Origin of the sequence: Constrictibacter sp. MBR-5 (genome assembly GCF_040549485.1) — a bacterium.
Taxonomy (GTDB): domain Bacteria; phylum Pseudomonadota; class Alphaproteobacteria; order JAJUGE01; family JAJUGE01; genus Constrictibacter.
The window spans coordinates 147,476-171,470 of record NZ_JBEPTK010000004.1 but is presented as its reverse complement, the minus strand read 5'-3'; the positions used below and the strand labels follow the sequence as shown (position 1 = coordinate 171,470).

General features: G+C 68.5%; 26 protein-coding genes. 10 read left to right on the top strand and 16 right to left on the bottom strand.

Going from position 1 to position 23,995, the window contains the following annotated elements; all coding sequences use genetic code 11:
- Positions 1-8: 8 nt before the first annotated feature.
- Both ABIE65_RS10830 and ABIE65_RS10825 read right to left on the bottom strand, forming a co-directional pair.
- On the bottom strand, positions 9-1,022 hold the full coding sequence (locus ABIE65_RS10830) for a TAXI family TRAP transporter solute-binding subunit (RefSeq protein WP_354077644.1): 1,014 nt from the start codon (positions 1,020-1,022) through the stop codon (positions 9-11).
- 120 nt (positions 1,023-1,142) lie between these two features.
- The gene (locus ABIE65_RS10825) at positions 1,143-2,174 is read right to left on the bottom strand and encodes a glycosyltransferase (protein WP_354077642.1); all 1,032 of its coding nucleotides are present in this window, start codon (positions 2,172-2,174) and stop codon (positions 1,143-1,145) included.
- 148 nt (positions 2,175-2,322) lie between these two features.
- Here ABIE65_RS10825 and ABIE65_RS10820 point away from each other — a divergent pair, with 148 nt between their 5' ends.
- Positions 2,323-4,089, top strand: coding sequence for a hypothetical protein (locus tag ABIE65_RS10820; RefSeq protein WP_354077641.1), 1,767 nt, complete (start codon positions 2,323-2,325; stop codon positions 4,087-4,089).
- A 14-nt stretch (positions 4,090-4,103) separates the two neighbouring features.
- Here the strand turns inward: ABIE65_RS10820 and ABIE65_RS10815 are convergent, their stop codons facing one another.
- From ABIE65_RS10815 to ABIE65_RS10800, 4 genes are all read right to left on the bottom strand, one after another.
- On the bottom strand, positions 4,104-4,901 hold the full coding sequence (locus ABIE65_RS10815) for an enoyl-CoA hydratase-related protein (protein ID WP_354077640.1): 798 nt from the start codon (positions 4,899-4,901) through the stop codon (positions 4,104-4,106).
- A gap of 93 nt (positions 4,902-4,994) precedes the next feature.
- Positions 4,995-5,714 (bottom strand): SCO family protein, encoded by a 720-nt coding sequence (locus ABIE65_RS10810; RefSeq protein ID WP_354077639.1) that lies wholly within the window; start codon positions 5,712-5,714, stop codon positions 4,995-4,997.
- A gap of 2 nt (positions 5,715-5,716) precedes the next feature.
- Complete coding sequence (gene mtoX / locus ABIE65_RS10805) at positions 5,717-7,030, bottom strand: methanethiol oxidase (RefSeq protein ID WP_354077638.1); 1,314 nt, start codon at positions 7,028-7,030, stop codon at positions 5,717-5,719.
- A 1-nt stretch (position 7,031) separates the two neighbouring features.
- Positions 7,032-7,331 carry a DUF4242 domain-containing protein gene (locus ABIE65_RS10800; RefSeq protein ID WP_354077636.1) on the bottom strand — a complete coding sequence of 100 codons (300 nt, stop codon included), beginning with the start codon at positions 7,329-7,331 and terminating at the stop codon, positions 7,032-7,034.
- A 109-nt stretch (positions 7,332-7,440) separates the two neighbouring features.
- Between ABIE65_RS10800 and ABIE65_RS10795 the strand changes: the two genes are divergently transcribed.
- Complete coding sequence (locus ABIE65_RS10795; protein WP_354077635.1) at positions 7,441-8,517, top strand: GlxA family transcriptional regulator; 1,077 nt, start codon at positions 7,441-7,443, stop codon at positions 8,515-8,517.
- Here the strand turns inward: ABIE65_RS10795 and ABIE65_RS10790 are convergent.
- Positions 8,481-9,551 (bottom strand): adenylate/guanylate cyclase domain-containing protein, encoded by a 1,071-nt coding sequence (locus ABIE65_RS10790; protein WP_354077634.1) that lies wholly within the window; start codon positions 9,549-9,551, stop codon positions 8,481-8,483. The genes ABIE65_RS10795 and ABIE65_RS10790 overlap by 37 nt on opposite strands.
- A gap of 7 nt (positions 9,552-9,558) precedes the next feature.
- Entirely contained in the window at positions 9,559-9,921 is a 363-nt protein-coding gene (locus tag ABIE65_RS10785; RefSeq protein ID WP_354077632.1) for a group I truncated hemoglobin, read from the bottom strand.
- Between the two features lie 196 nt (positions 9,922-10,117).
- Between ABIE65_RS10785 and ABIE65_RS10780 the strand changes: the two genes are divergently transcribed.
- Together ABIE65_RS10780 and ABIE65_RS10775 are read left to right on the top strand one after the other, a co-directional pair.
- A complete protein-coding gene (locus ABIE65_RS10780; RefSeq protein ID WP_354077631.1) occupies positions 10,118-11,299 on the top strand; it encodes an LLM class flavin-dependent oxidoreductase in 1,182 nt (393 codons plus the stop codon).
- A gap of 117 nt (positions 11,300-11,416) precedes the next feature.
- Positions 11,417-13,024, top strand: coding sequence for an inorganic phosphate transporter (locus ABIE65_RS10775; RefSeq protein ID WP_354077630.1), 1,608 nt, complete (start codon positions 11,417-11,419; stop codon positions 13,022-13,024).
- Between the two features lie 6 nt (positions 13,025-13,030).
- Here ABIE65_RS10775 and ABIE65_RS10770 read toward each other — a convergent pair whose 3' ends face one another.
- Both ABIE65_RS10770 and ABIE65_RS10765 read right to left on the bottom strand, forming a co-directional pair.
- A complete protein-coding gene (locus ABIE65_RS10770; protein WP_354077628.1) occupies positions 13,031-13,747 on the bottom strand; it encodes an acetoacetate decarboxylase family protein in 717 nt (238 codons plus the stop codon).
- A gap of 22 nt (positions 13,748-13,769) precedes the next feature.
- On the bottom strand, positions 13,770-14,393 hold the full coding sequence (locus ABIE65_RS10765) for a HupE/UreJ family protein (protein WP_354077627.1): 624 nt from the start codon (positions 14,391-14,393) through the stop codon (positions 13,770-13,772).
- Between the two features lie 244 nt (positions 14,394-14,637).
- Between ABIE65_RS10765 and ABIE65_RS10760 the strand changes: the two genes are divergently transcribed.
- From ABIE65_RS10760 to ABIE65_RS10740, 5 genes are all read left to right on the top strand, one after another.
- A complete protein-coding gene (locus tag ABIE65_RS10760) occupies positions 14,638-15,138 on the top strand; it encodes a YciE/YciF ferroxidase family protein (protein ID WP_354077626.1) in 501 nt (166 codons plus the stop codon).
- 150 nt (positions 15,139-15,288) lie between these two features.
- Positions 15,289-16,524, top strand: a complete 1,236-nt coding sequence (locus tag ABIE65_RS10755) for a molybdopterin-dependent oxidoreductase (RefSeq protein ID WP_354077624.1) — start codon at positions 15,289-15,291, stop codon at positions 16,522-16,524.
- A 30-nt stretch (positions 16,525-16,554) separates the two neighbouring features.
- Positions 16,555-17,607 carry a molybdopterin dinucleotide binding domain-containing protein gene (locus tag ABIE65_RS10750; protein WP_354077622.1) on the top strand — a complete coding sequence of 351 codons (1,053 nt, stop codon included), beginning with the start codon at positions 16,555-16,557 and terminating at the stop codon, positions 17,605-17,607.
- Positions 17,604-18,437, top strand: a complete 834-nt coding sequence (gene fdhD / locus ABIE65_RS10745) for a formate dehydrogenase accessory sulfurtransferase FdhD (protein ID WP_354077621.1) — start codon at positions 17,604-17,606, stop codon at positions 18,435-18,437. The genes ABIE65_RS10750 and fdhD overlap by 4 nt, the downstream gene beginning before the upstream one ends.
- A gap of 149 nt (positions 18,438-18,586) precedes the next feature.
- Positions 18,587-18,775: a DUF3008 family protein gene (locus ABIE65_RS10740; protein ID WP_354077620.1), complete on the top strand. Its 189-nt coding sequence runs from the start codon at positions 18,587-18,589 to the stop codon at positions 18,773-18,775.
- 94 nt (positions 18,776-18,869) lie between these two features.
- On the opposite strand, the gene ABIE65_RS10735 is transcribed toward ABIE65_RS10740, so the two are convergent.
- On the bottom strand, positions 18,870-19,259 hold the full coding sequence (locus ABIE65_RS10735) for a glyoxalase superfamily protein (RefSeq protein ID WP_354077619.1): 390 nt from the start codon (positions 19,257-19,259) through the stop codon (positions 18,870-18,872).
- A 127-nt stretch (positions 19,260-19,386) separates the two neighbouring features.
- Between ABIE65_RS10735 and dusA the strand changes: the two genes are divergently transcribed.
- Positions 19,387-20,373 (top strand): tRNA dihydrouridine(20/20a) synthase DusA, encoded by a 987-nt coding sequence (gene dusA / locus ABIE65_RS10730; protein WP_354077617.1) that lies wholly within the window; start codon positions 19,387-19,389, stop codon positions 20,371-20,373.
- Here dusA and ABIE65_RS10725 read toward each other — a convergent pair whose 3' ends face one another.
- The 5 genes from ABIE65_RS10725 to ABIE65_RS10705 all read right to left on the bottom strand — a co-directional run bounded on the left by ABIE65_RS10725 (position 20,374) and on the right by ABIE65_RS10705 (position 23,851).
- On the bottom strand, positions 20,374-21,357 hold the full coding sequence (locus ABIE65_RS10725) for a radical SAM/SPASM domain-containing protein (RefSeq protein ID WP_354077615.1): 984 nt from the start codon (positions 21,355-21,357) through the stop codon (positions 20,374-20,376).
- Positions 21,350-22,546 carry a glycosyltransferase gene (locus ABIE65_RS10720; protein ID WP_354077614.1) on the bottom strand — a complete coding sequence of 399 codons (1,197 nt, stop codon included), beginning with the start codon at positions 22,544-22,546 and terminating at the stop codon, positions 21,350-21,352. Before ABIE65_RS10720 ends, ABIE65_RS10725 begins: the two co-directional genes overlap by 8 nt.
- A 36-nt stretch (positions 22,547-22,582) precedes the next feature.
- Positions 22,583-22,723 carry a hypothetical protein gene (locus ABIE65_RS10715; RefSeq protein ID WP_354077612.1) on the bottom strand — a complete coding sequence of 47 codons (141 nt, stop codon included), beginning with the start codon at positions 22,721-22,723 and terminating at the stop codon, positions 22,583-22,585.
- Positions 22,724-22,802: 79 nt separating this feature from the next.
- Positions 22,803-23,117: a PqqD family peptide modification chaperone gene (locus ABIE65_RS10710; RefSeq protein ID WP_354077611.1), complete on the bottom strand. Its 315-nt coding sequence runs from the start codon at positions 23,115-23,117 to the stop codon at positions 22,803-22,805.
- The gene (locus ABIE65_RS10705; protein ID WP_354077610.1) at positions 23,114-23,851 is read right to left on the bottom strand and encodes a putative GTPase; all 738 of its coding nucleotides are present in this window, start codon (positions 23,849-23,851) and stop codon (positions 23,114-23,116) included. The genes ABIE65_RS10710 and ABIE65_RS10705 overlap by 4 nt, the downstream gene beginning before the upstream one ends.
- Between the last annotated feature and the right edge of the window lie 144 nt (positions 23,852-23,995).

Genomic DNA, 23,995 nt, shown 5'->3' with positions numbered 1-23,995 from the left:
GTTGCCCGTCACTCCAGGAGCCCGGCCTCGCGGTAGTACCGGGCGGCGCCGGGATGGAGATCGATGGACATGCCGTCGAGGGCCGTCTCGCGGTGTATGGAGCGGGCGGCGGCGTGTCCGGATTTCAGCAGGACGGCCGTGGTTTCGGACCACAGCGCCTGGGTGATGCGGTAGATCCGCTCCTCGGGCTGATCGGCGCTCGTGAGCCACAGCGCCATCACCACCACGGTCTGCGTGTCGGTGTCGACGCCCGCATAGGTGCCGGCCGGAATGACTCCGGCAGCGAAGAACGGATTCTCCGCCAGGATCCGGTCGCGAATCTTGCCTTCGATCGGTACGAGCTTGGCGCCGGCCGTTTCGGCCAGACGCGAGACGGCCGACTGCGGATAGCCGGTCACCGTGACCATGGCATCGAGCGATCCGTCGACCAGCTTCGCCATGGTGTCGGCGCTGTTGAGGTAGGAGGGCTTGTAGCCCGTCTTCTCCTTCAGCCCGGCTGCTTCCAGGACGATCCGTGCATCGACGAGGACGCCGGATCCGGGCAGCCCGACGCCGATCCGCTTTCCCTTCAGGTCCTTGAGCGATTTGACCCCGCTGCCGGCCGTGGCGACGGCGTGCACATGCTCGGGATAGAGGCTGGCGATCCCGCGCAGCTTCGCGAGCGGCGGCTTGCGGTCGAAAACGCCGGTGCCGGTGGCGGCCCAGTAGGCGACGTCGGACTGGGCGAGCGCCGATTCGACCTGTCCGGCATCGATCGACGCGACATTGGCGACGGATCCCTGCGCCGACTGCGCTATGCCGATAAGCCCGGGCACGCCGCACGATCCGCCTTTGTCGCAGGCGGTCGAACCGGGCGGATTGCTGATCGCCTGGGCGAGCATGCCGGCGACGGGAAAATAGGTTCCGCCGGCGCTACCGCTGGCGATCCGGAAAAAGCTGAGATCCTGCGCCTGGCCGATCCGGCTGGTGAACTGGCCGGCGATCAACATCGCGGCGATCGCCGCCAGGAGGGTCCGCATCATCGTCCGTCTCCGCTGGAGCGCCGCTTCGCGTCCGCCCGGATGGTCCGACAAGCGAACCGTCGGCGCAACCGTCAGGTAGCGTGAGGGACGATGCGGCGGAACGGTCGTACCCGCCGCCCTTCAGCGCGGTCGCGGCGCCGCCAGCGTCAGATATTGCAGGCGCTTCACCTCGAGATGGCTGCGACTGACGCTGTGCAGGATCAGACCGCAGGCGAGACTGAGGAATGCCACGATCATCATGCCGGTCGAGAGCATGGCCGTCGGGATGCGCGGTACGAGCCCCGTCTGCAGGAACTCGATGAGGATCGGCCAGGCCAGGCCGATCGACGTCAGGGAAAGGATGGCTGCCGCCGCCCCGAAGAGCAGGAACGGCCGCACCTGCTTGAACAGCAGCAGCATGGCCCAGAGGATGCTGAACCCGTCGCGGAAGGTCCGCAGTTTGCTGGTCGATCCGGCCGGGCGTTCGGCATAGTGGGTGTCCATCTCCGCCACGGGCAGACGGAGTTCCAACGCGTGCACGGTCATTTCCGTCTCGATGTCGAAACCGTTGGTGACGGCCGGGAACGACTTGACGAAGCGCCGCGAGAAGACCCGATAGCCGGAGAATATGTCCCGGAACTCGCGGCCGAACACGTGCGCGACCAGCGTGTTGAACATATGGTTGCCGAACCGGTGCCCCGGCGGGAAGGCGCGGCCGGGGGGCGCCACCCGGGTCCCGACGATCATGTCGAGATTCTCGGCCGTCAGATGCTCGATCATGCGCGGCGCCATGCGGGCGTCGTAGGTGCCGTCGCCGTCGGCCAGCACGTACACGTCGGCCTCGACGTCGGCGAACATGCGCCGTACGACATTGCCCTTGCCCTGGCGCATCTCGCTGCGGACGATCGCGCCGGCGGCAGCGGCCACGGCCCGCGTATCGTCGGTCGAGCGGTTGTCGAAGACATAGACGCGCGCCGTCGGGAGCACGGTGCGGAAGGCGCGCACCACGTCGCCGATGGCGGCCTCCTCGTTGAAGCAGGGCAGGATGACCGCGATGGCCGGTGCGTGGGCCGGCCGAACGACTTCGACGGTGCCGCCATCGGCCTGCGTCTGCCCGCCCTCATACTGTTTCGCCGCCAGCATGCCCGCCTCGTTCAGCCCGATGTCCAGCACCGGCAGATTGACGGGATGATGACGAACGAGCGGTTAACGCGGTCGGGGTTAATCCATTGTTGCGGCTTCCGGCCGAAACTCGGGCATCACCGGGCCGCGGCGTCTGCGGCGCGGGTGCGAAGCGACGGTCGATGGTGAAGCGACGACGATGAACGGACGCCCGGCCCGCCTTCGGCTTCGTCACGCCGTGCTTCTGGGATGGCTGCTCGCCCTGGGTATGGTCGCGGCCATCGTGGGCGCCGGCGAGCCGCGGCCGCTGCTGCGCGACACGGACGACACCATGCGGGCGGTGCAGGTACTGCGCTGGCTCGACGGTGCGGGCTGGCTAGACCTTTCGGAGCCCCGCCTGTCGCCGCCGGAGGGCGTGATCACCCATTGGTCGCGGCTGCCCGACATGCCGATCGCCGCCGTGATCGTGGCGGTGGAGCCGTTCCTCGGCCGGGACAAGGCGCTCACCGTCGCGGCCTATGCCGTGCCGGCGGGCCTGCTGCTCGCGGCGCTGGCGGCGGTCGCCTGGGCGGCGCTGCCGTTCGGGTCGGCGACGGCGCGCGCGGCGCCGGTGCTGGCGGCGTTCTGTCCACCCTTCCTGAACAAGTTCTTCCCCGGGGCGCTCGACCACCACAACTGGCAACTGATCCTGTCCGCGATCCTCGCCGGCGCGGTGCTGCGCATCGCCGCCCGACGGGGAGGCGGCTCGGCCCTCGCCGCGGCGGCTTTGGCGGGCGCCGGCGGATTGTGGATCGGCGGCGAGATGCTACCTTGGTTGGCGGTGGCGTATGCCGCGCTGGCATCGCGCTGGTGCCTCGACCCGGCATGGTCCGCCCGACGCGGGGTGGAGACGGCGCTGGCGATCACGGCGCTGGCGGTGCCGCTGCTCTGGCTCGTCATGCCCGCCGGACTGGGTGCCGGTCACTGCGACGCCTTTTCGCCCGCTTACGCCGCCTATGCCGCCGCCGGCGTGCCGTTCTGGTTGCTGCTCGCCGCGGCCGAGGGGCGGGTGGGTGGCGTGCCGGGCAGGGTGGGGGTGGCGGTCATCGTCGCCGCCACCGTCGCCGCAGTTTTTGTGCTGCTGTTCCCGGAATGCCGCGCCGGGCCGCTGGGCGCCATTCCATCGGAGTTGCGCGAAGCCTGGCTCGCCCGTGTCAGCGAGGCCCGCGGGTTCGCCGAGCTTGCCGCACGCACCCCCGGGCTCGCGGTGCAGTTGGCACTCCTCCCGGCGATGGGGCTCGCCTGCAGCGTCCTGCTGGCAACGAGCCGGCGGGCCGATGCGCCGCTGTGGCGCGTGCAGGCGGGCTTTCTTCTGGTGGCCGCGGCGCTCTGCTTCGCCCAAGTCAGGCTCCTCCCGTTCGCCAACCTGTTCGCACTGGCGCCGGCGGCCTGGCTGCTGCTGTGGGTCTGGGCTCGCCTCGCCGCACTGCCGACGGCGGGAAGGCTGCTCGCGCGCCCCATGCTCCTGCTCGCCTTTACGCCGCTTCCCTACGCGGCCACCCTACCGCACGGCGGGCCCGTCAAGGCGCCTCGCATCTGCGACGCGCGCCCCGTCGGAGACGCTATCGCGGACTATGCCGGCGCGGACGCGCCGCTGATCGCCGCACCCATCGACATGGGGCCGGACCTGCTGTTGCGGACGTCGGCCGCGGTGCTGGCGGCACCCTATCACCGCAATGTCGCGGGCAACTTGGATCTCGTCGGCATCATGCGCGCGCCGCAGGACGAGGCGCGCGCGATCGCACGGCGTCGCGGCGTCGACTTCGTCGCGGTCTGCCGCTCTCTCTCCGAGACGGACCTCTATGCCCGCGCCAATCCGGAAGGGCTCGCGGCACGGCTGTCGGCGGGCGATCCGCCGGCGTGGCTGGTGCCGATAGCGACCCCGGCCGACCCCGAGATGCGGCTCTACGGGGTGGTGCCGGACTGACCGGTCACGCGGCCTTACTTGTCGCCGGTGTACCAGTTCGGCTTGCGCTTCTCCAGGAAGCTGTTCAGGCCTTCCGCGGCCTCGGCCGTGCCACGCTTGGCGGCGTGCTGCCGCGCGAGCCGGTCGGCGAGGGCGTCGTCCACGACCTGCCCCGCCATCTCCAGGGCGCAGGCCTTGGTCTCGGCGATCGCGTCGGGTCCGCACATCAGCAGCGCGTCGATGATCGGTGCCGCGGCCTCGTCGAGCTTGCCCGTCGCGCACATCTCGCTCGCGAGGCCGAGTTCGACGGCGCGGCGCGCATCGAAGCGTTCCGAGGTGAGCGCGTAGCGGCGGACGTTGGCCAGGCCCATCCGGGCGTTCAGCTGCGGGATGATGGGTGCCGCCATCAGGCCCCATCGCGACTCCGTGATGGCGAAGATCGCGTCCTCCGACGCCAGCACGATGTCGCAGGCCGCGATCATGCCGGTACCGCCGCCGAAGCAGCCGCCGTGCACGAGGGCGATCGTCGGCTTCGGGAACTCGTTCAGCCCGCGGATCGCATTCGTCGTGTTCATCGAGATCCGCAGATTCTCCTCCGCGGACAGATGGCTGACCGACTGGATCCACTTCAGGTCCGCGCCGGCCTGAAAGTGCCGGCCGTTGCCACGGATCGTCACGACCCGCACCGCCGGGTCGGCACCCAGCTTCTGGAACGCCGCGATCAGGCCCAGGATCATGTCGCCGTTGTAGGCGTTGTTCACCTCCGGCCGGTTCAGGGTCACCGTGGCGACACCTCGGCCGTCAATTTCGGTCAGTACGACATCTTCCGCCATCTTCGCCTCTGCCCTGCCCGTTATTGCATCCGCGCTCTTACTAGCATCGCCCCGACGGGGGCGAAACGGGCGGTGCGCCGGGTGGGCGCGCGTCTAGCGGAGCCGGGCTTCGGGGGCCGGACTGCGGCCTTCCTGCAGGAGAAGCGTGCGCACGTCGTTCAGCACCAGTTGGGGGTCGAGGAAGTCGATGCTGTAGATGTTGCGCACCATGCCGGAGCGATCGACCAGGAAGACCCGCAGAATGTGGGCCAGCAGGTTCGGCCCACCGGGCGGCCCCGGCTGGGGCATGACCGACTGGCCGTAGGCCGACAGGATCGGTGCCAGCCGCTCCCGGTCAGGCGCCGTGACGAACAGCCAGCGCGGCCCCCTGCCGCCGTCGCGCCACTGCCGGGCGTGCTCCGCCATGACCGTCGGCGTATCGTGGTCCGGATCGAAGCTCATCGAGATCAGCTGCAGCCGATCGGCGCCGCGGAGATCCCGGCCCGCGATGTCGCGCAACGCCGCGAGCTGCATGCTCGCTGTCGGACAAACGTCGCCGCATCGCGTGTAGATGAAGGCGAGGACCGTAATCCGGCCACGGAGGATGTCCGCGAGGTCGCGGCGATGTCCCTGTTCGTCCAGGACGCTCCCGCCGGCCGCCCGCTTGATCGCTGGCAAGGCGTAGGTGCCGGGTCGGGCGAGCGGATAGGCATAGCCGGTGCTCGGCGCCGGTTGTGGTGAGCCGTGGGCGTGCCCGTCGTGCGCGGCCACCATCCCCGGTGCCCAAGCCAGGCTCGCGATGAGCAAGCCGGCCCGAAGCGCGTGTCGGTACATCGTCAGTTCGTGTAGAGGCTGGCGGAACCGAACCGCATGAGATGCGGTCGTCCCAGCTTCTCGGCGCGGAAGTCGATCTCGAAGCGCGGCGTCAGTTCGCTGCCCGTCCAGTGATAGGCCTTCAGGAACTGCTCGTCGTCGCTGCCGGTCTTGTCCCAGTTGGCCAGGAGCGAACTGGTGAAGTAAACCCGTCGGCCGTCCCAGCTCTGCGATACCATGTTCACCTGGCTGCCGATCTTCTTTTCGTAGATCTGCTTCGGCTTGTGCGGGTCGGATACGTCGAACACCCGCGTCATGCCGTCCATGAAGGTGTCGACGAACAGCATCCTGTCGTCGGCGCTGAGGCTGATGTCCACGGGAAGGGGCAGCTTGGACGGATCGCCGATGTCCGCGACCTCCTTCGCCTTCCAGGTACCTGCGTCCTCGTAGACCAGCCACAGCTTCGAGGTGAGCGCGGTCGACGTGAAGGCATAGTTGTTGTGCGGCCCCCAGGCCCAGCGTACCTCCAGCGGAACGCCCGGGACGTGAAACACCTTCTTCGGCTTGCGGGCGTGAAAATCCCACAGCACCATCGTCTGCCCGAACCGCTTCATCGCCTCGGCGTCCTGCACCAACTCACCGAGCGGGCGCATATAGTTGTCGAAGCCGGTGAAGGACGAGGTGAGCATGACGTTCTTGCGGGGCAGGACACGCGCGTCGTAGCCGTAGCCGTCGGCGATCTTCTCCACCTCGGCGCCCTGCGTGCTCTCCGCCGTCGGCATCCAGTGGGTCGCGATGTACTCGCCCTCGTTAGAGTATTCGACGAGACCTGTCCGGCCGTCGCGGGCCGTGTTCGACAGGCCCGAAATCATCACCCGCCCCGGCAGGGCATACGCCCCGTGTGGTCCCACGATGCCGCCGCTCTTCTCGGTGAAATCGTCGATCGTCTTGACCAGCTTCGGATTCGAGGGATCTGTCGCCACGTCGAAGATGAAGATCTTGCTGTCCGACAGGCCCGCGACCCAGAAGTGCCGCCGGTCGTCCGTGAAGCCGCCATGGTGCGCCTCGTGGCGTCCGCCGACGGAATCGACATCGACCACCTTGCCAAAGGTCGGCGAGTCCTTGCGGACGTCGATCGTGACGACCTTGTCGAAGCCGTCGCCGAGGCCCTTGATGCCCAGGGTCCAGACATAGACGAACTCTTCTTCGCCGGTGATTTTCGGCATGTAGGGCGACTGACAGGTTTCGTCGGCCCGGGTATCCGAGGCGCCGAACGCGACGACGGCGCAGGCGACGAAGAGGGGCAGGGCGGTCCTGCCGAGCATGTGGGCGGGCATGTCAGCCTCCTGTGCGCGTGACGGCGCAGTGCGCTTCGGTGGCGGGGTCGATCACGGTCGTTAGTTCCGTGATACGCGTGGCGGGAAAGCCCGACAGGCGCGCATGGTCACGGATGACCGCCTCGTCCTCCGCCAGGTAGATGCAGAAGGTCTTGTCGGCCGCGACGTAGGACTGTACCCACTGAATGCCCGCCAAGGCGGCGAGTGCGCCGTTCGAGGTCTTCGCGGCTTCACCCAACTCGGACAGCGACATCGCACCGACGCGCGGAATGTCTCGCTCGATCATGAAGCGTCTGAGCATTTCGCCGGTTCTCCTCTCGATGAAGCCGGAGGATGCCCGACGCCTTACTTGTTCATAAGAGGGTGTTCATGACATTGTTCATGGGCTAACCGGCCATGGCGGGTGACGCATGTTCCATGTGACCGTCCTGTTCCTGAACGGCGGGTGCGCATCGACAGCCATCCTGCCGACCGAGATATTCCGGTTTGCCGGCGTGTTCTGGAACCTGTTGCGCGAGACTCGCGTCGAGCCGGCGTTCCGCGTCACGACGGCTTCGGCGGACGGCCGGGCGGCGGTCATGGATCGTCTCGTGTCGATTTCGCCGGCCTGTGCCGTCGCGGATGTCGAGCGCCCGGATCTGGTGTTCGTGCCCGCCGGCGGTCTCCCGGTCGAGGATCTGGTCGAGACCGGCTATCTGATCGACGAGGTGATCGCGCGCAACGCGGCCATCGTGCCGTGGCTGCGGCGCTGGGCTGACGACGGGGCACGCATCGCCGGCGTCTGCTCCGGCGTCGCACTGATCGCTCAGGCGGGCCTTCTCGACGGAAAGCAGGCGACGACGCACTGGGCTCTGGACGCGGTCTACCGCGACCGCTTTCCGAACGTGGATTGGCAGACCGACCGGTTGATCACCGACGCCGGAGACGTCTACTGCGGCGGCGGCATCAATGCGGCCGCCGATCTCGCGCTCTATCTCGTCGAGAAGTTCGGCTCGCGTGCGATTGCGCTGGAATGCGCGAAGTCCCTGCTGATCGAAATGCCGCGAGCGCTGCAACTCACATTCGCCCAGGGCGGCCTGCGCCGGCCGCACGGGGATGCTGCCATCGCCAGTGCGGAGGACTGGCTCCACGCCAACTTCACGCAACCGGTAAACCTGGAGGCGCTGGCGGCGCAACTGGCGATGAGCCCGCGGAACTTCGTCAGGCGCTTCAAGACTGCCACCGGCCACACGCCGCGCGAGTACCTTCAAGGGCTACGTGTCGCTGCGGCAAAGCATCATCTGGAAACCGGCCGGCGCACCGTGCAGCAGGTCTGCGATGCCGTCGGCTACCGCGATCCCATCTTCTTTCGCAATCTCTTTCGGCGCTATACGGGCCTGTGTCCGGCGCGCTATCGGGAGCGTTTCGGCGCATGGGCGCCCATCGCTCCGGCGGCGGGGCGAGCCAAGGCTCAACGGGAGCGGGCGAGCTCGCGTTCGATGCTGTAGAGCGTGCTGGCGCCAAAGCCCTTCAGGTCGACCTCGGCCTGCGCGCGACAGTCGAAGTCGTTGGCGATCAGCGCGTGCGTGGCTGCACAGCAGAGGATCTGCATCGGTTCGCACACCGCTTCGATCCGTGACGCCAAGTTCACGCCCGGTCCGAAGATGTCATAGACGTACTTCTGGATGCCGACGATCGATCCCACCACGGGTCCCGTGCCGACGCCGATGCGGCAATGCCACGTCTCCGGATGGGCGTCGTTGCGGCGCTCGATGTAGCGCTTCATGCGCAGGGCGGCACGGGCGACGTTGTGAGCGTGTTCCAGGCTGGCTTCGGGCAGCCCGGAAACCGCCATGTAGGCGTCGCCGATGGTCTTGATCCGCTCGCAGCCGAACAGTTCGACGATGCGGTCGAAGGCCGTGAAGATGTCGTTGAGCTCGGTGATCATCGCCGCGGGTTCGCGCGAGATCGCCATCTCCGTAAAGCCCACGAAATCGAGCATCAGGATCGAGGCATGGTCGAACCGCTGCGGCGTCACCGTGCCGTAGTCCTTCATCTCCTCGTAGACCGAACGGGGCATGATGTTGAGCAGCAGTTTCTCGACGCGGTCCTTCTCCCGCTGCAGCTCCCGCGTGTGCTTCTCCGACATGTGCGAGTAGGATTCGAGCATGTATTCGGCTTGCTTCTGCTTCGAGATGTCGCGGCATTCCACCAGCATCCGCCCTTCGCCGTCCTGCGGCAGCGCGCGGATGTCCGCTACCACGGGCACCGGGCGGGCGTTGCGAGTTTCGACCTCGAGTGCAAGGGAGCGGCCCGCGCGGATCCGCTCCGCCGCCATCGCCGCGTCGAAGCCGGGCAGGCGATCCTGCAACGTTCCAGGGTCGGCAGGACTCGGCGGAAACCACTGGAAGAACTTGGCGTTCTCGAACGTCACACGCCAGTCGGCATCGACAACCGCCACGCCGGTGCCCAGCCCCTGCAGCAGGCGCGCCAGGACGGCAGAATCAGTAGGAGTGCTGGCGCAACCGGCATCGTCGGCCATGACACCCTCAGCGCCGTGCGACAATGAAGTTCTTGCGCCGGACGATCTCGGCAATGACGGTGCTCACGTCTCCCTCTGCTAGCCCGAACTCCTCGAGCGTTTCCTTCAAGAGGCTGACCGCCTCCAGGAAAGCCTCCTCGGTGATTCCGAGCCGGGCGTGCACCTTCTCCAGTACTTCGTCGTCGTAACTTGCCGGACCACCTGTGACCGTGGCGACGAACTTCGTCTGGTGGTCGATCAGCATGCGCATGTCCGTATGCGCGAAGTACGGGGCGGTTACCGGTGACTCGAGCATCTTGTCGTAGAAGGCGGTTACGATCCGGTTGATCTTGGCGAACCCGCCGTAGCGCTCGAAGATCGTCCTCGCCATTGCGCCCTCCCGCAAAGGACTTTTCGTTAACGCCCACGCATGATGGCCGACGCACGAGCGCTCTGGATCGTGTCATAGCATAATGCCGTCGCGATAGAGCCTCGTATGTCCGGTCAGCTTCCGCTGGGACCCCTGGCGCGGTATCGTGCGGTATCCGTACAGGTGCAACCGGGGGCGTTCCATGGGTCATCGCGGCATGAAGTTCGGCATCTTCCTCGCCCCTTTCCACCGCCTGGGCGAGAACCCGACCCTGGCCATGGCGCGCGATGTCGAGCTGCTCGAGTGGCTGGACTATCTGGGCTACGACGAGGCCTGGATCGGCGAGCATCATTCGGCCGGCTGGGAGATCATCGCGTCGCCGGAACTGATCATCGCGGCGGCGGCAGAGCGCACCAAGCACATCAAGCTGGGCTCCGGCGTCACCTCGCTGCCCTACCACAACCCGCTGCTGGTGGCGCAGCGCTTCGTCCAGCTCGATCATATGACCCGTGGCCGGGTGATGCTCGGCTGCGGTCCCGGTGCGCTCACGTCCGACGCCTACATGCTGGGCATCGAGCCGTCGACCCAGCGGCCGCGCATGGAGGAGGCGCTCGGCGTCATCCTCGAACTGCTGCGCTGCGAGGAGCCGGTCACGAAGAAGACCGACTGGTTCGAACTGCGCGACGCGCGCCTGCATCTGGCGCCCTGGTCCGACCCGCGCTTCGACATCGCCGTCGCCAGCACCATCACGCCGTCGGGCATGATGGCGGCCGGCAAGTTCGGCGTCGGCGTGCTCTCGATCGGCGCCGGTCTGCCGGGCGGGCCGCAGAAGATGGCCGAGCAGTGGAAGATCGCCGAGGAGACCGCGGCGAAGCACGGCCAGACGGTCAGCCGCAAGGACTGGCGCATCGTCGTCACGGCGCACCTGGCCGAAGACGACGAACAGGCCCTGCGCGAGGTCAACAAGGGCGAGCGGCTGGAGACGGTCACCTATTTCGAGGACACGCTGGGCCGCCCGCCGGGCCGCTCGGACGATCCGCTGCGCGAGGGGGTGGCGATGGGCTCGACCCTGGTCGGCACGCCGGAGACGGTGATCAAGGGAATCGAGCGGCTGATCGGCTACAGCCAGGGCGGGTTCGGCGGGATCATGTTCCGCGCGCACGAATGGGCGACGCGCGAGCAGACGATGCGCAGCTACGAACTCTTCGCGCGCTACGTCATGCCGCGGTTCCAGGGATCGCTCGACATGCCCGCCGCGTCGAACGCCTGGGCGATGGAGAACCGCAAGCAGGTGTTCGGCCCCTATGTCGCCGCCGTGAAGCGGGCCTTCACCGATGTCGGCCGCGAGGTCCCGGAAGGCTTCGCAGCCCGAACCGCCGGCGCCCGCGACGTGGAATAGCCGGGAGCGGAGTAGGCGGGGCCGGGAAGCAGCCATAGGGCAGAATCTCCCGCTAGCGGTTGAACGGTCGGCCGCCCGTAGGCATTGTCCGCCGTGACGATTTTGTGACGGTGGCGGATGCCGAACGGCGATAGGACGGGCGGCGGCAGGCTGCAGGGCGAGGGTTGGGACAGGCCGCTCCCCGAGCGCCCGCTGGCGCGCAAGGCGACGCCGCTCGACAAGGACCTGAAGAAGATCGCGCGCCTGGAACGGGCGACGGTCGAGACGGCGCGGTCGAGCACGCGCATCGGCATCGCGCTGCTCTTCATCCTCGCCGTCTGCGCCTACGTCGCACTGAAGGGCGACGCGTTCGACAACACCGCCATCGTGCTGGTGGCAGGTGTCGTCGGCGCGTACATGGCGCTGAACATCGGCGCCAACGACGTCGCCAACAATGTCGGCCCGGCGGTCGGCGCCCAGGCGCTGACCCTCTCGGGCGCGCTCGTCATCGCGGGGATCTGCGAGACGGCGGGCGCGCTGATCGCCGGCGGCGACGTGGTCGCGACGGTGTCGCGCGGCATCGTCGATCCGGCGGGCTTCGCCGATCCCGATGCGCTGATCCTCGGCATGCTGTGCGCTCTGCTGGCGGCCGCCCTGTGGCTCAATCTCGCCACGTGGCTCGGCGCTCCCGTCTCGACCACCCATGCCATCGTCGGCGCAGTGGCCGGCAGCGGCATCGCGGCGGCCGGAATGGATGCCGTCAACTGGCCGGCGATGGGCAAGATCGCGGCGAGTTGGGTGATCTCGCCGGTGCTCGGCGGCCTGATCGCGGCGGGGATCCTGCTGATCATCAAGTTCACCATTCTCTACCGGCCCGACCGCGTGGCGGCGGCGAAGCGCTGGGTGCCGATCCTCGTCGCCGTCATGGCGTCTGCCTTTTCGGTCTACCTGGTGATGAAGGGGCTCCAGCGACTCTGGAAGCCCGGCCCCGCCGCCCTCGGCCTCATCGGCCTCGGCGCCTTCGGCCTCGCCTGGGGGGCCGTTCACCCGATGGTGACGCGCGCTGCGGTCGGCCTGGACAACCGACGCAAGTCGGTGATGCAGCTTTTCACCGTGCCGCTGATCTGCTCGGCCGCGCTGCTGTCCTTCGCCCACGGGGCGAACGACGTCGCCAACGCCGTGGGGCCCCTGGCCGCCATCGTCGGCGTCTCATCGTCCGGTACGGTGGCGATGCAGGTCGCCATACCTTTCTGGGTGATGCTGGTGGGCGCGGCGGGGATCACGCTCGGCCTCGCCCTGTTCGGGCCGCGGCTGATCCGCACCGTGGGCACGAAGATCACCAGGCTCGACCGGGCTCGTGCATTTGCGATCGCGCTGTCGGCGGCGATCACCGTCATCGCCGCCTCCTGGCTCGGTCTGCCGGTCAGTTCGACCCACATCGCGCTCGGCGCGCTGTTCGGGGTGGGGTTCCTGCGCGAGTGGCTGGACCGGCGCCGCAAGCGCGGCCGGATCCGGCGGGCACAGCCCCTGCCGCAATGGGCCGCCGACGGTCTCGCCCGGGCCGAGGGTGCTGCCGGACTGGAGGACATGCTGCGGGCGGAGAAGGTCAAGAAGGCGCGGAAGCGGCGCCTCGTCCGGCGCAGCCACCTGCTGTCGATCGCGGCGGCATGGGTGATCACCGTTCCGATGACGGCGGTCCTGGCGGCCGGCCTGTACGCCTTCGCCCGTGCCGCCTGGGCCGGTTAGACGGGGTCAGCCGATACCGAAGCGCAGGACGCTGCGTTCGAGGCGGGCGCTGAGCCACGGGCGCAGGCCGTGCAGGAAGCCGAGCGGCCCTGCCGCGTCGAAGCGCCAGTCGGCTCGTGCGAGACCCAGGCGGCCCGTCGCCCGCAGGCGCGCAATGACCGGGGCTCCGCCGCCGGCATCGAGACTGCGCTGGACCGTCCGGAGGGAGAAGCCCTGCCGCCAGGGCAGGGTACGCCCCGGTAGAATATGCAGGGCGGCAATTGGCTGTCCCTGCGCGTCTGTGACCTCGGCGCCGGTTTCCGGTGTGCCCGAGAAGCGGCCGGCCTTCTTGGGAATGCTCCACAGCGCCCGGCCACCGGCGATCGACGCCGGATGATCGACCCAGATGTGCGTGATCGCGATCGCCGGAACGCGTGGCGCGCGCAGCACCACGCCGCACAGGGCCTCTCGATAGGCCAGGACGCCACTGGGCGCATAGAGCGCCCAGCCCGTTACGACCAATGCGCGCCCGGCGATCGTCGCTGGGATGGCGTCGGCGGCAAGGAGCGGGACCGTCGCCCGCGGCACCAGCCAGATCGAAGCGTAGAGGTCACCTACCAGCCGCCAGGGCGGCGGCGGGTAGGGCGGGCCCTCGGCATCCCGCAGCCAGCCGGCGGGCCTCGGCGCTCCGCCGTCCGGCGGGTTCTCTTGCCCGGTACCGCGACCCGGACCGAGGTTCGACATCCTCGACCGGCGGCGCCGGGCGTCAGCCGGGAATCAGCTGGCCGGCGAGCGCGCTGATGCCGATGCCGAAGACGGCGGCACCGGCCAGACGCGGGGCCAGGGCGGGCATCGTCCAGTGAGAGCGCGAGGCGAGCAGGGCGACGCCGACGCCGATCGCCGACTGCACGGCGGCGAGGCCGGCCAGATAGGCCCACAGCGCCGTGGGCTCGGCTCCGACGATCGATTCGCCGTAGGCGTAGCCGTGGAAGAGGCCTGCCACGGCCAGGATCGGCAGCCAAAGGCTCCGACCGGCGTGTGCACCGCCGCGTGCGAGCAGCACGCCGGCGAGCACGACGCTGGCAGCGACGACGAGTTCCACCAGCGGCAGGTCGAAGGCCTGAAGATGCAGCACGACGCCGCCGATCGAGGCCGCCACGAAGAGAATCGGAAGCCAGAGCCCGAGCCCGGCCGCGCCGGCGACGATACCGGCCGCGAGGATGAAGGCGAGATGATCGAGACCGATGACCGGATGGGCGAGGCCCGACAGCAGCCCCTGAGCCATCGTCGAGGGCAGCATCCCGTCCATCGCATGGTGCGCCTGGGCGGCAGTGGCCGTCAGACTGAAGGCCGCAGTGGCCGTCAGAAGGCGGGAGGTCTGTCGGAGCATGGGCTTCCTTTCCGGCAAGGTCTGCGACGGCGACCGAGGGCCGTCTCCCGTTCTTTTTGTCACGGCAGGCGCCGCACCGGAAGGACCATCCGTCCCTGCGAAGGCGCCCCGGGGGCGGCTATCGCTGCATCCAGCTACGGCGGTTCGGCGCCTGGAGAAAGAATTGTCGCAGCGGACTGCGTCGGCCGGAACCCCTCCGTGGTTCGGCGGTTGTGCGGGTATCGAATCACACGGAGGAAAGACGATGGCCGTCAAGACGATCGACGACATGTTCCTGAGCGAACTGCAGGACATCTATCACGCCGAGAAGCAGCTGACGCGCGCCCTTCCGAAGATGGCGAAGGCAGCATCGTCGTCCGACCTGAAGCAGGCGTTCGAGAGCCACCTCGAGGAGACGAAGGGGCAGATCGAGCGCCTCGAGAAGGTCTTCGAACTTCTCGACAAGCGTAGCCGCGGGAAGAAGTGCGAGGCGATGGAAGGCCTGGTGGAAGAGGCCAAGGAGCAGATGGAGGAAATCCAGGATCCGGATGTCCTCGACTGCGCGCTGGTCGTCGCCGCCCAGAAGGTCGAACACTACGAGATCGCCGGCTACGGGTCGCTGCATGCTCTGGCCAAGGCGCTCGGCCAGTCGGAGATCGCCGATCTTCTCGCCGAAACTCTCTCCGAGGAGAAGGCGGCCGACGAGAAGCTGAACAAGATCGCGACGTCTTCGGTCAACAAGAAGGCGATGAAGAAGGCCGCGTGAGAGCGGCGTGACCACCGGTCACGGTCCAGGGGCTGCACCGCGGGGTGCAGCCCCTCTTCGTTTGGCCGATGCGCACGGTCCCCACGCGGAACCGCACATCGGCAGCTGCGGTTACGTCCCCTGTAGGTCGCAGACGGCAGGGGAAAGACCATGGGCCAGGGGACGGACCACCGAAGCTACGAGGGCCCGGCCGGTGGATGGGGCTCCGTGCGCTCGCTCGCGCGCAAATCGACGGACGAGCATGCGGTTTCCGCTGCCGTGCACGAGTTGCCGCGGCAGAACAAGCCGGGCGGGTTCATGTGCGTCAGCTGCGCCTGGGCGAAACCGGTCCCGCCGCGGCCGGCGGAGTTCTGCGAGAACGGCGCGAAGGCGACCTTTGCCGAGTTGACCGGCCGGCGCGTCGAGCGGGCCTTCTTCGAGAAGCACACCGTCTCGGAGCTGCTCGGCTGGGCCGACTACGACCTTGAGCATGAAGGCCGACTGACCGAGCCCATGCGCTACGACCCCGCGAGCGACAGATACGTCCCCGTGGAATGGTCGGAGGCCTTCGCCGCGATCGGCGCGCAGTTGAAGAGCCTCGATCCGGAATCGGTGGTGTTCTACGCCTCCGGGCGCGCGTCGCTCGAAACCTCTTACATGTACCAGCTGTTCGCCCGGCTGTACGGGTCGAACAACCTGCCCGACAGTTCCAACATGTGCCACGAGTCGACCTCGGTGGCGCTGCCCGAGAGCATCGGCGTTCCGATCGGAACCGTCAGGCTCGACGATTTCGCCGCAAGCGACGGCATCTTCTTCTTCGGCCAGAACGTCGGCACCAACAGCCCGCGGATGCTCCACCAGCTTCAGGAGGCGCGGGAGCGGGGGGTGCCCATCGTCACCTTCAATCCGCTGCGCGAGCGCGGGCTGGAGGCGTTCGTCAATCCGCAGAGCCCGCTGCAGATGCTGACGAACCGGCCGACGACGATCAGTTCCCAATATCATCAGGTGCGTGCCGGCGGCGACATCGCCGCGCTGATGGGCATGTGCAAGGCGGTCATCGCCGCAGACGACGCGGTGGTGGCGGCGGGCGGCCGCCGGATCCTCGATACGGCCTTCATCGAAGAGCACACGCACGGCTTCGAGGATTTCGCCGCGATGGTGCGCGACGCCGACTGGGCGGAGATCGAACGCGAGTCCGGACTGGCACGATCTGCCCTGGAGGAGGCTGCCGCCACCTACATGGCCTGCGACCGTGTCATCGGCATCTACGGCATGGGGCTGACGCAGCATCGACTGGGCGTCGACAACGTCCAGATGTTCGTCAACCTGCTGCTGCTGCGCGGCAATATCGGCCGTCCCGGCGCGGGTATCTGCCCCGTCCGCGGCCACTCGAACGTGCAGGGCTAGCGGACGGTCGGCATCTCGGAGAAGCCGGAGATGGTACCTCTCGACAAGATGGCGGAGCAGTTCGGCTTCGAACCGCCGCGGAAGAAGGGTTTGAACACGGTGGAAGCCTGCGAGGGCATCGTCGCCGGAGAGGTGCGGGCGTTCGTCGGCCTCGGTGGCAACTTCGTCCGGGCCATCCCCGACCGCGAGGTGATGGAGCAGGCCTGGCGCGGGCTGGACCTGACGGTTCAGATCGCCACGAAGCTCAATCGCAGCCATCTGGTCGTCGGCAAGACGGCGTTTCTGCTGCCGTGCCTCGGCCGTATCGAACGCGACGAACAGGCCACCGGCCCCCAGACCGTCAGCACGGAGGACAGCACGGGCGTGATGCACGGAAGCATCGGCCGTCGTCCCCCCGCCAGCCCCCATCTCCTGTCGGAGCCTGCGATCGTCGCCGGAATCGCCAAGGCGACGCTGCCACCGAATCCGCGGCTCGACTGGGATGCGTGGGTGGGTGACTACGCCCTCGTACGCGATGCGATCGCGACCTCCTATCCGTCGATATTCCACGACTTCAACCGGCGCATCGCACAGCCGGAAGGCTTTCCCCGCCCCAACGCCGCACGGGAGCGGACGTGGACGACGAAGACCGGCAAGGCCAACTTCATCCTGCCGCAGTCGCTTTGCGCCAGCTTCGACATGTCGGGCGATCCGGACGTGCTTCGCCTCATCACCCTGCGGAGCAACGATCAGTTCAACACGACGATCTACGGCTATCGCGACCGGTTTCGCGGCGTGATCGGCACGCGCATGGTGGTCCTGATGAACAAGGCGGACATGGCGCGGCTCGGCCTGCGGGAGGATCAGCAGGTGACCATGGAGACGGTGGCGGACGACGACCGCGTGCGCCGGATGAGCGGCTTCGCGGTGCGGCCCTACAATATCCCGCCCGGCTGCATCGGCGCCTACTACCCCGAGTGCAACGCATTGATCCCGCTGGCGCAGCATGCCCAGGTCAGCAAGGTACCCGCGGCGAAGTCGGTGCCGGTGAAGGTCACCGCCACCTTGGCTGCCACCGCCACCGCAGGGATGGCTGCGGAATGAGCGGCCGGGCAGCCCACCGGCCGGTGAAGGCGGACGCATGGCGCCACGGCACGATGTCGGCTGCGCAGCGGAATCTTCCCGAGGAGACGCCCGTCGCGATCGTCTATGACGGTGCGACCTACGCTGTGATGATGGCGACGCCCTGCGATCTCGCCGACTTCGCGCGCGGCTTCAGTCTCACCGAAGGCGTCGTCACCGATACCTCCGAGATCCTCGACCTGGAGATCGCAGAGCACGAACTCGGCATGCAGGTGCGTCTCTGGCTGTCGGAGGGCTGTTCGGAGGCCTTGGGACGGCGCTCCCGGCGCCTCGCCGGCCCCGTCGGCTGCGGCCTGTGCGGGATCGAGAGCCTGGCGGAGGCATCGCGGCCGGTGCGGCCCGTGTCGCTCGACGTACGACTGGAAGCCGATGGCCTCATGGCCGGAATGGCGGCGCTGGCGCCCAACCAGCCGACGAACATCGCGACCCGTGCGACGCACGCCGCAGGGTTCTGGCATCCGCGCGATGGACTGGTGGCCGTGCGGGAGGATGTCGGACGGCACAATGCGCTCGACAAGCTGGTCGGGGCGCTGGCGGAGCGGCCGCCGGCCGAGCGCGACGGCGCCGTCCTGCTGACCAGCCGCGTCTCGGTCGAAATGGTCCAGAAGACGGCGGCCGCCGGCATTCCGGTCATCGCCGCCGTCTCGGCGCCGACGACGCTCGCGGTCCGGGTGGCGGAAGCCGCCGGAATCACGCTCGTCGCGGTCGCACGGGCCGATGGGTTCGAAGTGTTCGCGCATCCGCGGCGGATCGTCGACGAGGGAACGTCCACGCTGCGCGCCAGCGGCTGAGGCTCGTTTCTGCGCCTTTCGCCTTGCCGACGACGCCGGCCGGCAGTGTCCGCAGTCTCGGCAGGACGGGAACCCGGACAGTCTGCCGCTGTTGCGAAGACGGCGCCCGAACTGTCGACATGGCGCCGTTCAGGGCTACGGAGGATGGGATGCCTGCGAAATCGAAGGCTCAGCAGAAGGCTGCCGGTGCGGCGCTGTCCGCCAAGCGCGGTGAAACGAAGAAGAGCGACCTGAAGGGTGCATCGAAATCGATGGTCGACTCGATGACCGAACAGCAGCTCGAGGATTTCGCGTCGACGAAGCGCAAGGGCAAGCCGGAGCACGCGAGCAAGTCCTGACGGAGGCGAGCGAAGCCGCACGAGACCGGGGCGCGTTTCCACGGCGTAACGACCGGAGCCGTGATGCCGGAAAGCGTCCTGCCTGCTTGGTCGGCTATCGGCTGGCTGGGCCCTCGCAGAAACGGATGGTGTTGTGGAACGGGTCCGTGACGCTCATGACTGCGCCCCACGGCAGATCCTCGACCGCCGGCCTCAAGTAGCGGTAGTTCTTCGCCGACAGCTCCGCGTGATAGGCGCGCACGCCGCGCATGCGGACGAAGACGGCGGCACCGGGGCAGCCGTCGCCGTGATGCTCCGACAGATGCAGGATCAGCCCGGCGCGCGAGATCTGGGCATACAGAGGGAAATCGTCGCCGAACCGGTGCTCCCAGTCGAGCCCGAAGCCGAGATAGTCGAGGTAGAAGGACATCGCTTTCGCCACGTCGAAGATCCTGAGGATCGGGCAGGTGGCGTCGAAGGCGATATTCGGCAGGGATTGCGGCATCGGCATCGCTTCTCGGGATGGTGTAGCGTGCGCGCCGTACCTGCCGAGGGGGTGGGGCTGGCGAACCGCCCGGATCTTCCCATATCGGCCAAGCCGCAGCCACACGAGAGTGCCGAGCCGACCGAGGATGAACGCACCGACGATTTCCGTAGCGCCGATGATGGACTGGACGGACCGGCATTGCCGGTTCTTCCATCGCCGTCTCAGCCGGCATGCGGTGCTTTATACCGAGATGGTGACGACCGGCGCCGTGCTTCACGGCGACCGCGACCGGCTGCTCGGCCGGCACGCCGAGGAGCAGCCGGTGGTGCTGCAGCTGGGCGGCAGCGATCCGGCGGATCTGGCCGAGGCGGTGCGGATCGGCGAAGGCTACGGCTATGACGGCTTCAACCTGAACTGCGGCTGTCCGTCCGACCGGGTGCAGCGCGGGACGTTCGGCGCCTGCCTGATGGGCGAGCCGGACTTGGTGGCGCGCGGCATAGCCGCGATGCGCGCCGTCACGGCGCTGCCCGTCACCGTGAAGTGCCGCATCGGCATCGACGACCGCGACGCTTACGAGGACCTGCGCCGTTTCGTCGACATCGTCGCGGAAGCCGGCTGCGATCATTTCGTCGTGCATGCGCGCAAGGCGTGGCTGCAGGGCCTGAGCCCCAAGCAGAACCGCGAGGTGCCGCCGCTGCGCTATGCCGACGTGCACCGGCTGAAGGCGGAGCGGCCGGACCTGCGGATCGACATCAACGGCGGCGTCCTCGACCTGGACGCGGCCGAGGCGCAGGCGGCGCACGTCGACGGGGTGATGATCGGCCGTGCCGCCTATCAGAACCCGTACATCCTGGCGGGCGTCGACCAGCGTTTTCACGGCGAGCCGGCGCCGGCGCCGGAACGGGAGGCTGTGGTGGAGGCGATGCTCCCCTACATCGCGGCGGAACTGTCCGCGGGGACCCGGCTCTCGGCGATCACCCGGCACATGCTGGGCCTGTTCCAGGGACGGCCCGGCGCGCGCGCTTGGCGCCGTCACCTGTCGGAGAACGCACACCGCCCGGGTGCCGGCGTGGACGTGGTGACGGATGCGCTGGCGAAGGCTGTGCGCGGCCAGGAGCGGATGGCGGCCTGATCAGGCCCAGACGCCCTCGGCGCCTTGGGCGACGTCCTCGTCGGTGAGATAGCGTCCGTCGGCCGTCATCGCGGCATATACGCCGCACCGCCGGCAGGGCGTGTCCTCGCGCGGTGCCGCCCGACCGCGGACGACGTCCCGGGCATGGGCGATTGCCGCGCCGTTGAAGGCGTCCTGGAATCGTGGCCCGAGCGCATCGTCGGCGAATGCTCCCCAGCGATTGCGTCCGCAGCCGAGCAGCTTGCCGTCCCAGTTGATCTGCGGCGCGTGCCACAGGTGAAGGCACTGGGAGGCGGAATAGTGGCGGCCCGTCCTGCTGCGGTGCTCCGCGCGGTCGGCGGCGCCTATACGGGCGCGCAGCGCGTCGCGGTCCGAGACGGGAAACATCTCCGTCGACCAGTTCAGCCGCAGTTCCAGGCGCATCCCCAAGGCGCGCGCCATCAGTTCGATCGCGTCCAACTCGTGCTCGTTGTGGCCGAAGACGATGAACTGCAGCACCAGTTCCGGCGTGGTCGATCCGTGCTGCCGCTTGAAGCCGTTCAGGATCTGGACGTGTCGCAGGACCCGCCTGAGATCGCCCCGCACGCGATAGCGCCCGTAGGTCGCCTGGGTGGCGCCGTCGATGGACACCCGGACGCGGTCGGTGCCGCAGGTGACCATGGCCTCCAGCGCGTCCGCCGCGACATGGTTCAGGTTGACGCCCTGGTCGAAGCGGGTGGTGACGCCGCGGTCCCGGGCGATGCGGAGGATCTCGGGCAGGGCCGTGTTCAGCACCGCCTCACCGCTGTTCGCCAGTTCGACCAGTCGCACGGAAGGGTTCGCGTCGAGAAATGATTCGAAGGCCTGCGCCTTCAAGGCGCCGGTGCCGATCACCGCATGGGTGGCGCCGGTGGTCACGGGGCAGAGCGGACAGCGCAGCTGGCAGCCCGCGGCGGCATCGATCCGCACGGCGGTCGGCGGCGGCAGCGGCGGTTCCTCAGGCATATGCGGCGGTCCGGGCCTCCGCCGGCACTGCGCCCAGCACGCGCGCGGCGATGTCGGCAGCGACGTTCCGCGGCGGACGCCGGTTCGCGAACGCCTTCACCGCTTCGGCCATCGCATCGTCCGCCAGCGCGGCGGCCAGACCTTCGGCGCAGTGAGGTGCGGCGGTCGTGAAGTTGAAGGTTCGCGCCAGTCCGCGCGTCGCCAACTGCCAGGCGAGGCATGCCTGCTCAAGCCATCCCGGGCAGCAGAGCAGCGGCACGCCCGCCGCCAGGAAGAACGCCGCGGTGTTGAACCCGCCGTCGGTGACGGCGAGCCTGCACGACGGCGCCACGGTCGAGAGATCGACAGGCTGCTCCGAGATCGTCAGCGTGGCGGAGGCATGCCGCGCACGATCGGCCGGCTGCATCCCGGGGATGTGGGCGAGCGCCGGGCGGCCCGTCGCGGCGACGGCGGTCAACATCGGTTCGAGAAAGCGGTTCCCGGCCTTGAGGTAGACGAAGATGTCGGGCGCCGTCTGCGCGGCTGCGCCCGTTGCGCCCTCCAGGACGGGGCCCATCCAGGACGAGCGTTGGGCGGCGGCGTAGTGATCTGTCTCCGGATCGCAGCACGCGAGGCGGTCGGCACGGCGGAAGAGGTCGGACGCAGTCCGCGGCGGCGCGAAGCCGTACGTGGCACAGAGCGGGGCGATTGCGTCGAGAAAGTCGTGCTCTGTCCGTTCCAGGACCGATGTCGGAACCGCGAGCCACGGATGTAGGCTCGGTAACGGCGAGGCCTCCGGCGGCACGGTGAACCCGGTGCCGACCATCGTGCAGGGCAGCCCGGCGATCCGCGCCGCGACGACCGCCGCCGGCGCGTGCTCGGCGATCAAGCGGTCAGGGCGCGCCGTCTCGAACAGGTCGAGCCACCCGCGCACGGCGCCGATCAGCGTATCCGAATGCCACCAGCCATTGCGCAGCAGGTTGCCGGCATAGGACAGTGAGAGGGGAAAGCGGCGCGGCGGCGGCACCATCACCGGTGCCTCTAGGACCGGATGGTCCTCGCCCATCGGCTCCAGCCGTCGACTGCCGCCGACTGCCGCGATCGCCGCCGACGCACCCATGCGCCGGCAGGCGTCCGCCAAAGCCGTTATCCGGTAGTGGTGGCCGTATCCGCCACCCAGTTCCCAGGCGATCAGAACCGACGGGCTCACCGGTCGGTCCGCCTTACCGCCGGTCGAAGACGCAGACTAGCTGTATATTCCGCCGTCGGCGCCGCCCGCCACGAACGTGGCGTCCGACACCTCGGCGATGAGATACTCGGTCACGGCCGGCGGCTCCCACTCTTCGAGCGCTTCGGTTGTCGTGCTCGTCGGCGAAACCTGCTGCATGACCCGACTCCAGAAGGAAGCTTTTGTTCAGTACGGGGGCTGCGACGGCGCTGTCAAGCGCCGTGTGCGAGGTGCGATCTCATGCTTCGATCTGTGGGTCGAGGGCGACGATGCCGCGTCCCGAAAGATCGAGCAGGAAGCTGCGCACGTCACGCTCGCAGGCTTCCCGGTCGATCGCATACCGGGTCGTGAGCGCGCCGCAGAGATCCCCGAACCGCACGGGTTCGGCGATCAGGTCGAGGATGCGCGTGCCGGTTCGGTTGACGTTCAGATACTTCCCGCCGTCGGTATCGATGATCACGGCCTCGCCGTCGATCACGCCGAAGACGAACCTGTCGTTCCGAACGATGCGCGTGTCCGCGTCCAACGAACCCTCCGCGTCTGTCCCCGTCATGCGACCGCCTCCCGCCTCGCCGGCCATGCGGCGGAAAGCCTGTCCGCCAGGTCCGCTGCCCCGAGGCCGTCCGGAATCCTCACTCGCACGACCGGTGTCCGATCGGCAAGCGCGATCAGCGCGTTTGTAATCGCTGCCGAGGCGCCGGTTCCGGGCAGGAAATGCGGGCAGAAGACCTGTTGCCGCAGCATGGCGTAGCGCGCCGCGCCGCGCACCGGTTCCACCGCGAAGCACGGGGCGCCGCGCTGGAGCACATGGACGGTCGCGAGCGGCAGCGCCGTTTCCTGAATGCGGTCCGCCGGGGGCATCATCGTGAACTTGCGCTCGGTATTGGGAACGCTTTCACGGCCTTCCCATGCCGACGGATAGGCCTCTATGGCGTCGTCCCACAGCCGCAGGCTGCGCACTCCCGGCTCAACCCGGGCGCGACCTGCCGCCTGGGACAGCGCGGCTATGTTGTCATCGAGAATCGGATAGCCCCGCGCCGCGAACAGGTGCGCGAGCGTCGACTTGCCGGTCCCCGACGGACCACAGAACACCTGCGCACCGTGCGGCGTGGCGACGGCACTGCCGTGCAGGCCGACCCGCCCGCGCTGCTGCAGCACGGCCCCCATTGCCCAACCCAGCATGAAGGCACGGACATGCGCCGGTACGGCCGCCGGCTTCGGCATCACCCGCATCTCGCGACCGCCGGTGAGGAGGAAGTCGGCGATCCGGATGGTCTTCAGCAGCATCGTCTGGCCGACAGCCTCGAACTTGTGGCCGTGCACCGCCGCGGGACCGAGTTTGGCGGGAACCTCTCCGAGGGAAATGGTGAGGTCGGCCGGACCGGCATCGCCGTCCGGGAGTTCGGGACACTCGATGGCGCTCGCGATGTC

Coding starts and splice junctions, on each gene's coding strand:
- ABIE65_RS10830 (WP_354077644.1), bottom strand. CDS start 1,022: ATGATGCGGACCCTCCTGGCGGCGATCGCCGCGATGTTGATCGCCGGC.
- ABIE65_RS10820 (WP_354077641.1), top strand. CDS start 2,323: ATGAACGGACGCCCGGCCCGCCTTCGGCTTCGTCACGCCGTGCTTCTG.
- ABIE65_RS10815 (WP_354077640.1), bottom strand. CDS start 4,901: ATGGCGGAAGATGTCGTACTGACCGAAATTGACGGCCGAGGTGTCGCC.
- ABIE65_RS10810 (WP_354077639.1), bottom strand. CDS start 5,714: ATGTACCGACACGCGCTTCGGGCCGGCTTGCTCATCGCGAGCCTGGCT.
- mtoX (WP_354077638.1), bottom strand. CDS start 7,030: ATGCCCGCCCACATGCTCGGCAGGACCGCCCTGCCCCTCTTCGTCGCC.
- ABIE65_RS10800 (WP_354077636.1), bottom strand. CDS start 7,331: ATGCTCAGACGCTTCATGATCGAGCGAGACATTCCGCGCGTCGGTGCG.
- ABIE65_RS10795 (WP_354077635.1), top strand. CDS start 7,441: ATGTTCCATGTGACCGTCCTGTTCCTGAACGGCGGGTGCGCATCGACA.
- ABIE65_RS10790 (WP_354077634.1), bottom strand. CDS start 9,551: ATGGCCGACGATGCCGGTTGCGCCAGCACTCCTACTGATTCTGCCGTC.
- ABIE65_RS10785 (WP_354077632.1), bottom strand. CDS start 9,921: ATGGCGAGGACGATCTTCGAGCGCTACGGCGGGTTCGCCAAGATCAAC.
- ABIE65_RS10780 (WP_354077631.1), top strand. CDS start 10,118: ATGAAGTTCGGCATCTTCCTCGCCCCTTTCCACCGCCTGGGCGAGAAC.
- ABIE65_RS10775 (WP_354077630.1), top strand. CDS start 11,417: ATGCCGAACGGCGATAGGACGGGCGGCGGCAGGCTGCAGGGCGAGGGT.
- ABIE65_RS10770 (WP_354077628.1), bottom strand. CDS start 13,747: ATGTCGAACCTCGGTCCGGGTCGCGGTACCGGGCAAGAGAACCCGCCG.
- ABIE65_RS10765 (WP_354077627.1), bottom strand. CDS start 14,393: ATGCTCCGACAGACCTCCCGCCTTCTGACGGCCACTGCGGCCTTCAGT.
- ABIE65_RS10760 (WP_354077626.1), top strand. CDS start 14,638: ATGGCCGTCAAGACGATCGACGACATGTTCCTGAGCGAACTGCAGGAC.
- ABIE65_RS10755 (WP_354077624.1), top strand. CDS start 15,289: ATGGGCCAGGGGACGGACCACCGAAGCTACGAGGGCCCGGCCGGTGGA.
- ABIE65_RS10750 (WP_354077622.1), top strand. CDS start 16,555: ATGGTACCTCTCGACAAGATGGCGGAGCAGTTCGGCTTCGAACCGCCG.
- fdhD (WP_354077621.1), top strand. CDS start 17,604: ATGAGCGGCCGGGCAGCCCACCGGCCGGTGAAGGCGGACGCATGGCGC.
- ABIE65_RS10740 (WP_354077620.1), top strand. CDS start 18,587: ATGCCTGCGAAATCGAAGGCTCAGCAGAAGGCTGCCGGTGCGGCGCTG.
- ABIE65_RS10735 (WP_354077619.1), bottom strand. CDS start 19,259: ATGCCGCAATCCCTGCCGAATATCGCCTTCGACGCCACCTGCCCGATC.
- dusA (WP_354077617.1), top strand. CDS start 19,387: ATGAACGCACCGACGATTTCCGTAGCGCCGATGATGGACTGGACGGAC.
- ABIE65_RS10725 (WP_354077615.1), bottom strand. CDS start 21,357: ATGCCTGAGGAACCGCCGCTGCCGCCGCCGACCGCCGTGCGGATCGAT.
- ABIE65_RS10715 (WP_354077612.1), bottom strand. CDS start 22,723: ATGCAGCAGGTTTCGCCGACGAGCACGACAACCGAAGCGCTCGAAGAG.
- ABIE65_RS10710 (WP_354077611.1), bottom strand. CDS start 23,117: ATGACGGGGACAGACGCGGAGGGTTCGTTGGACGCGGACACGCGCATC.
- ABIE65_RS10705 (WP_354077610.1), bottom strand. CDS start 23,851: ATGCTGCTGAAGACCATCCGGATCGCCGACTTCCTCCTCACCGGCGGT.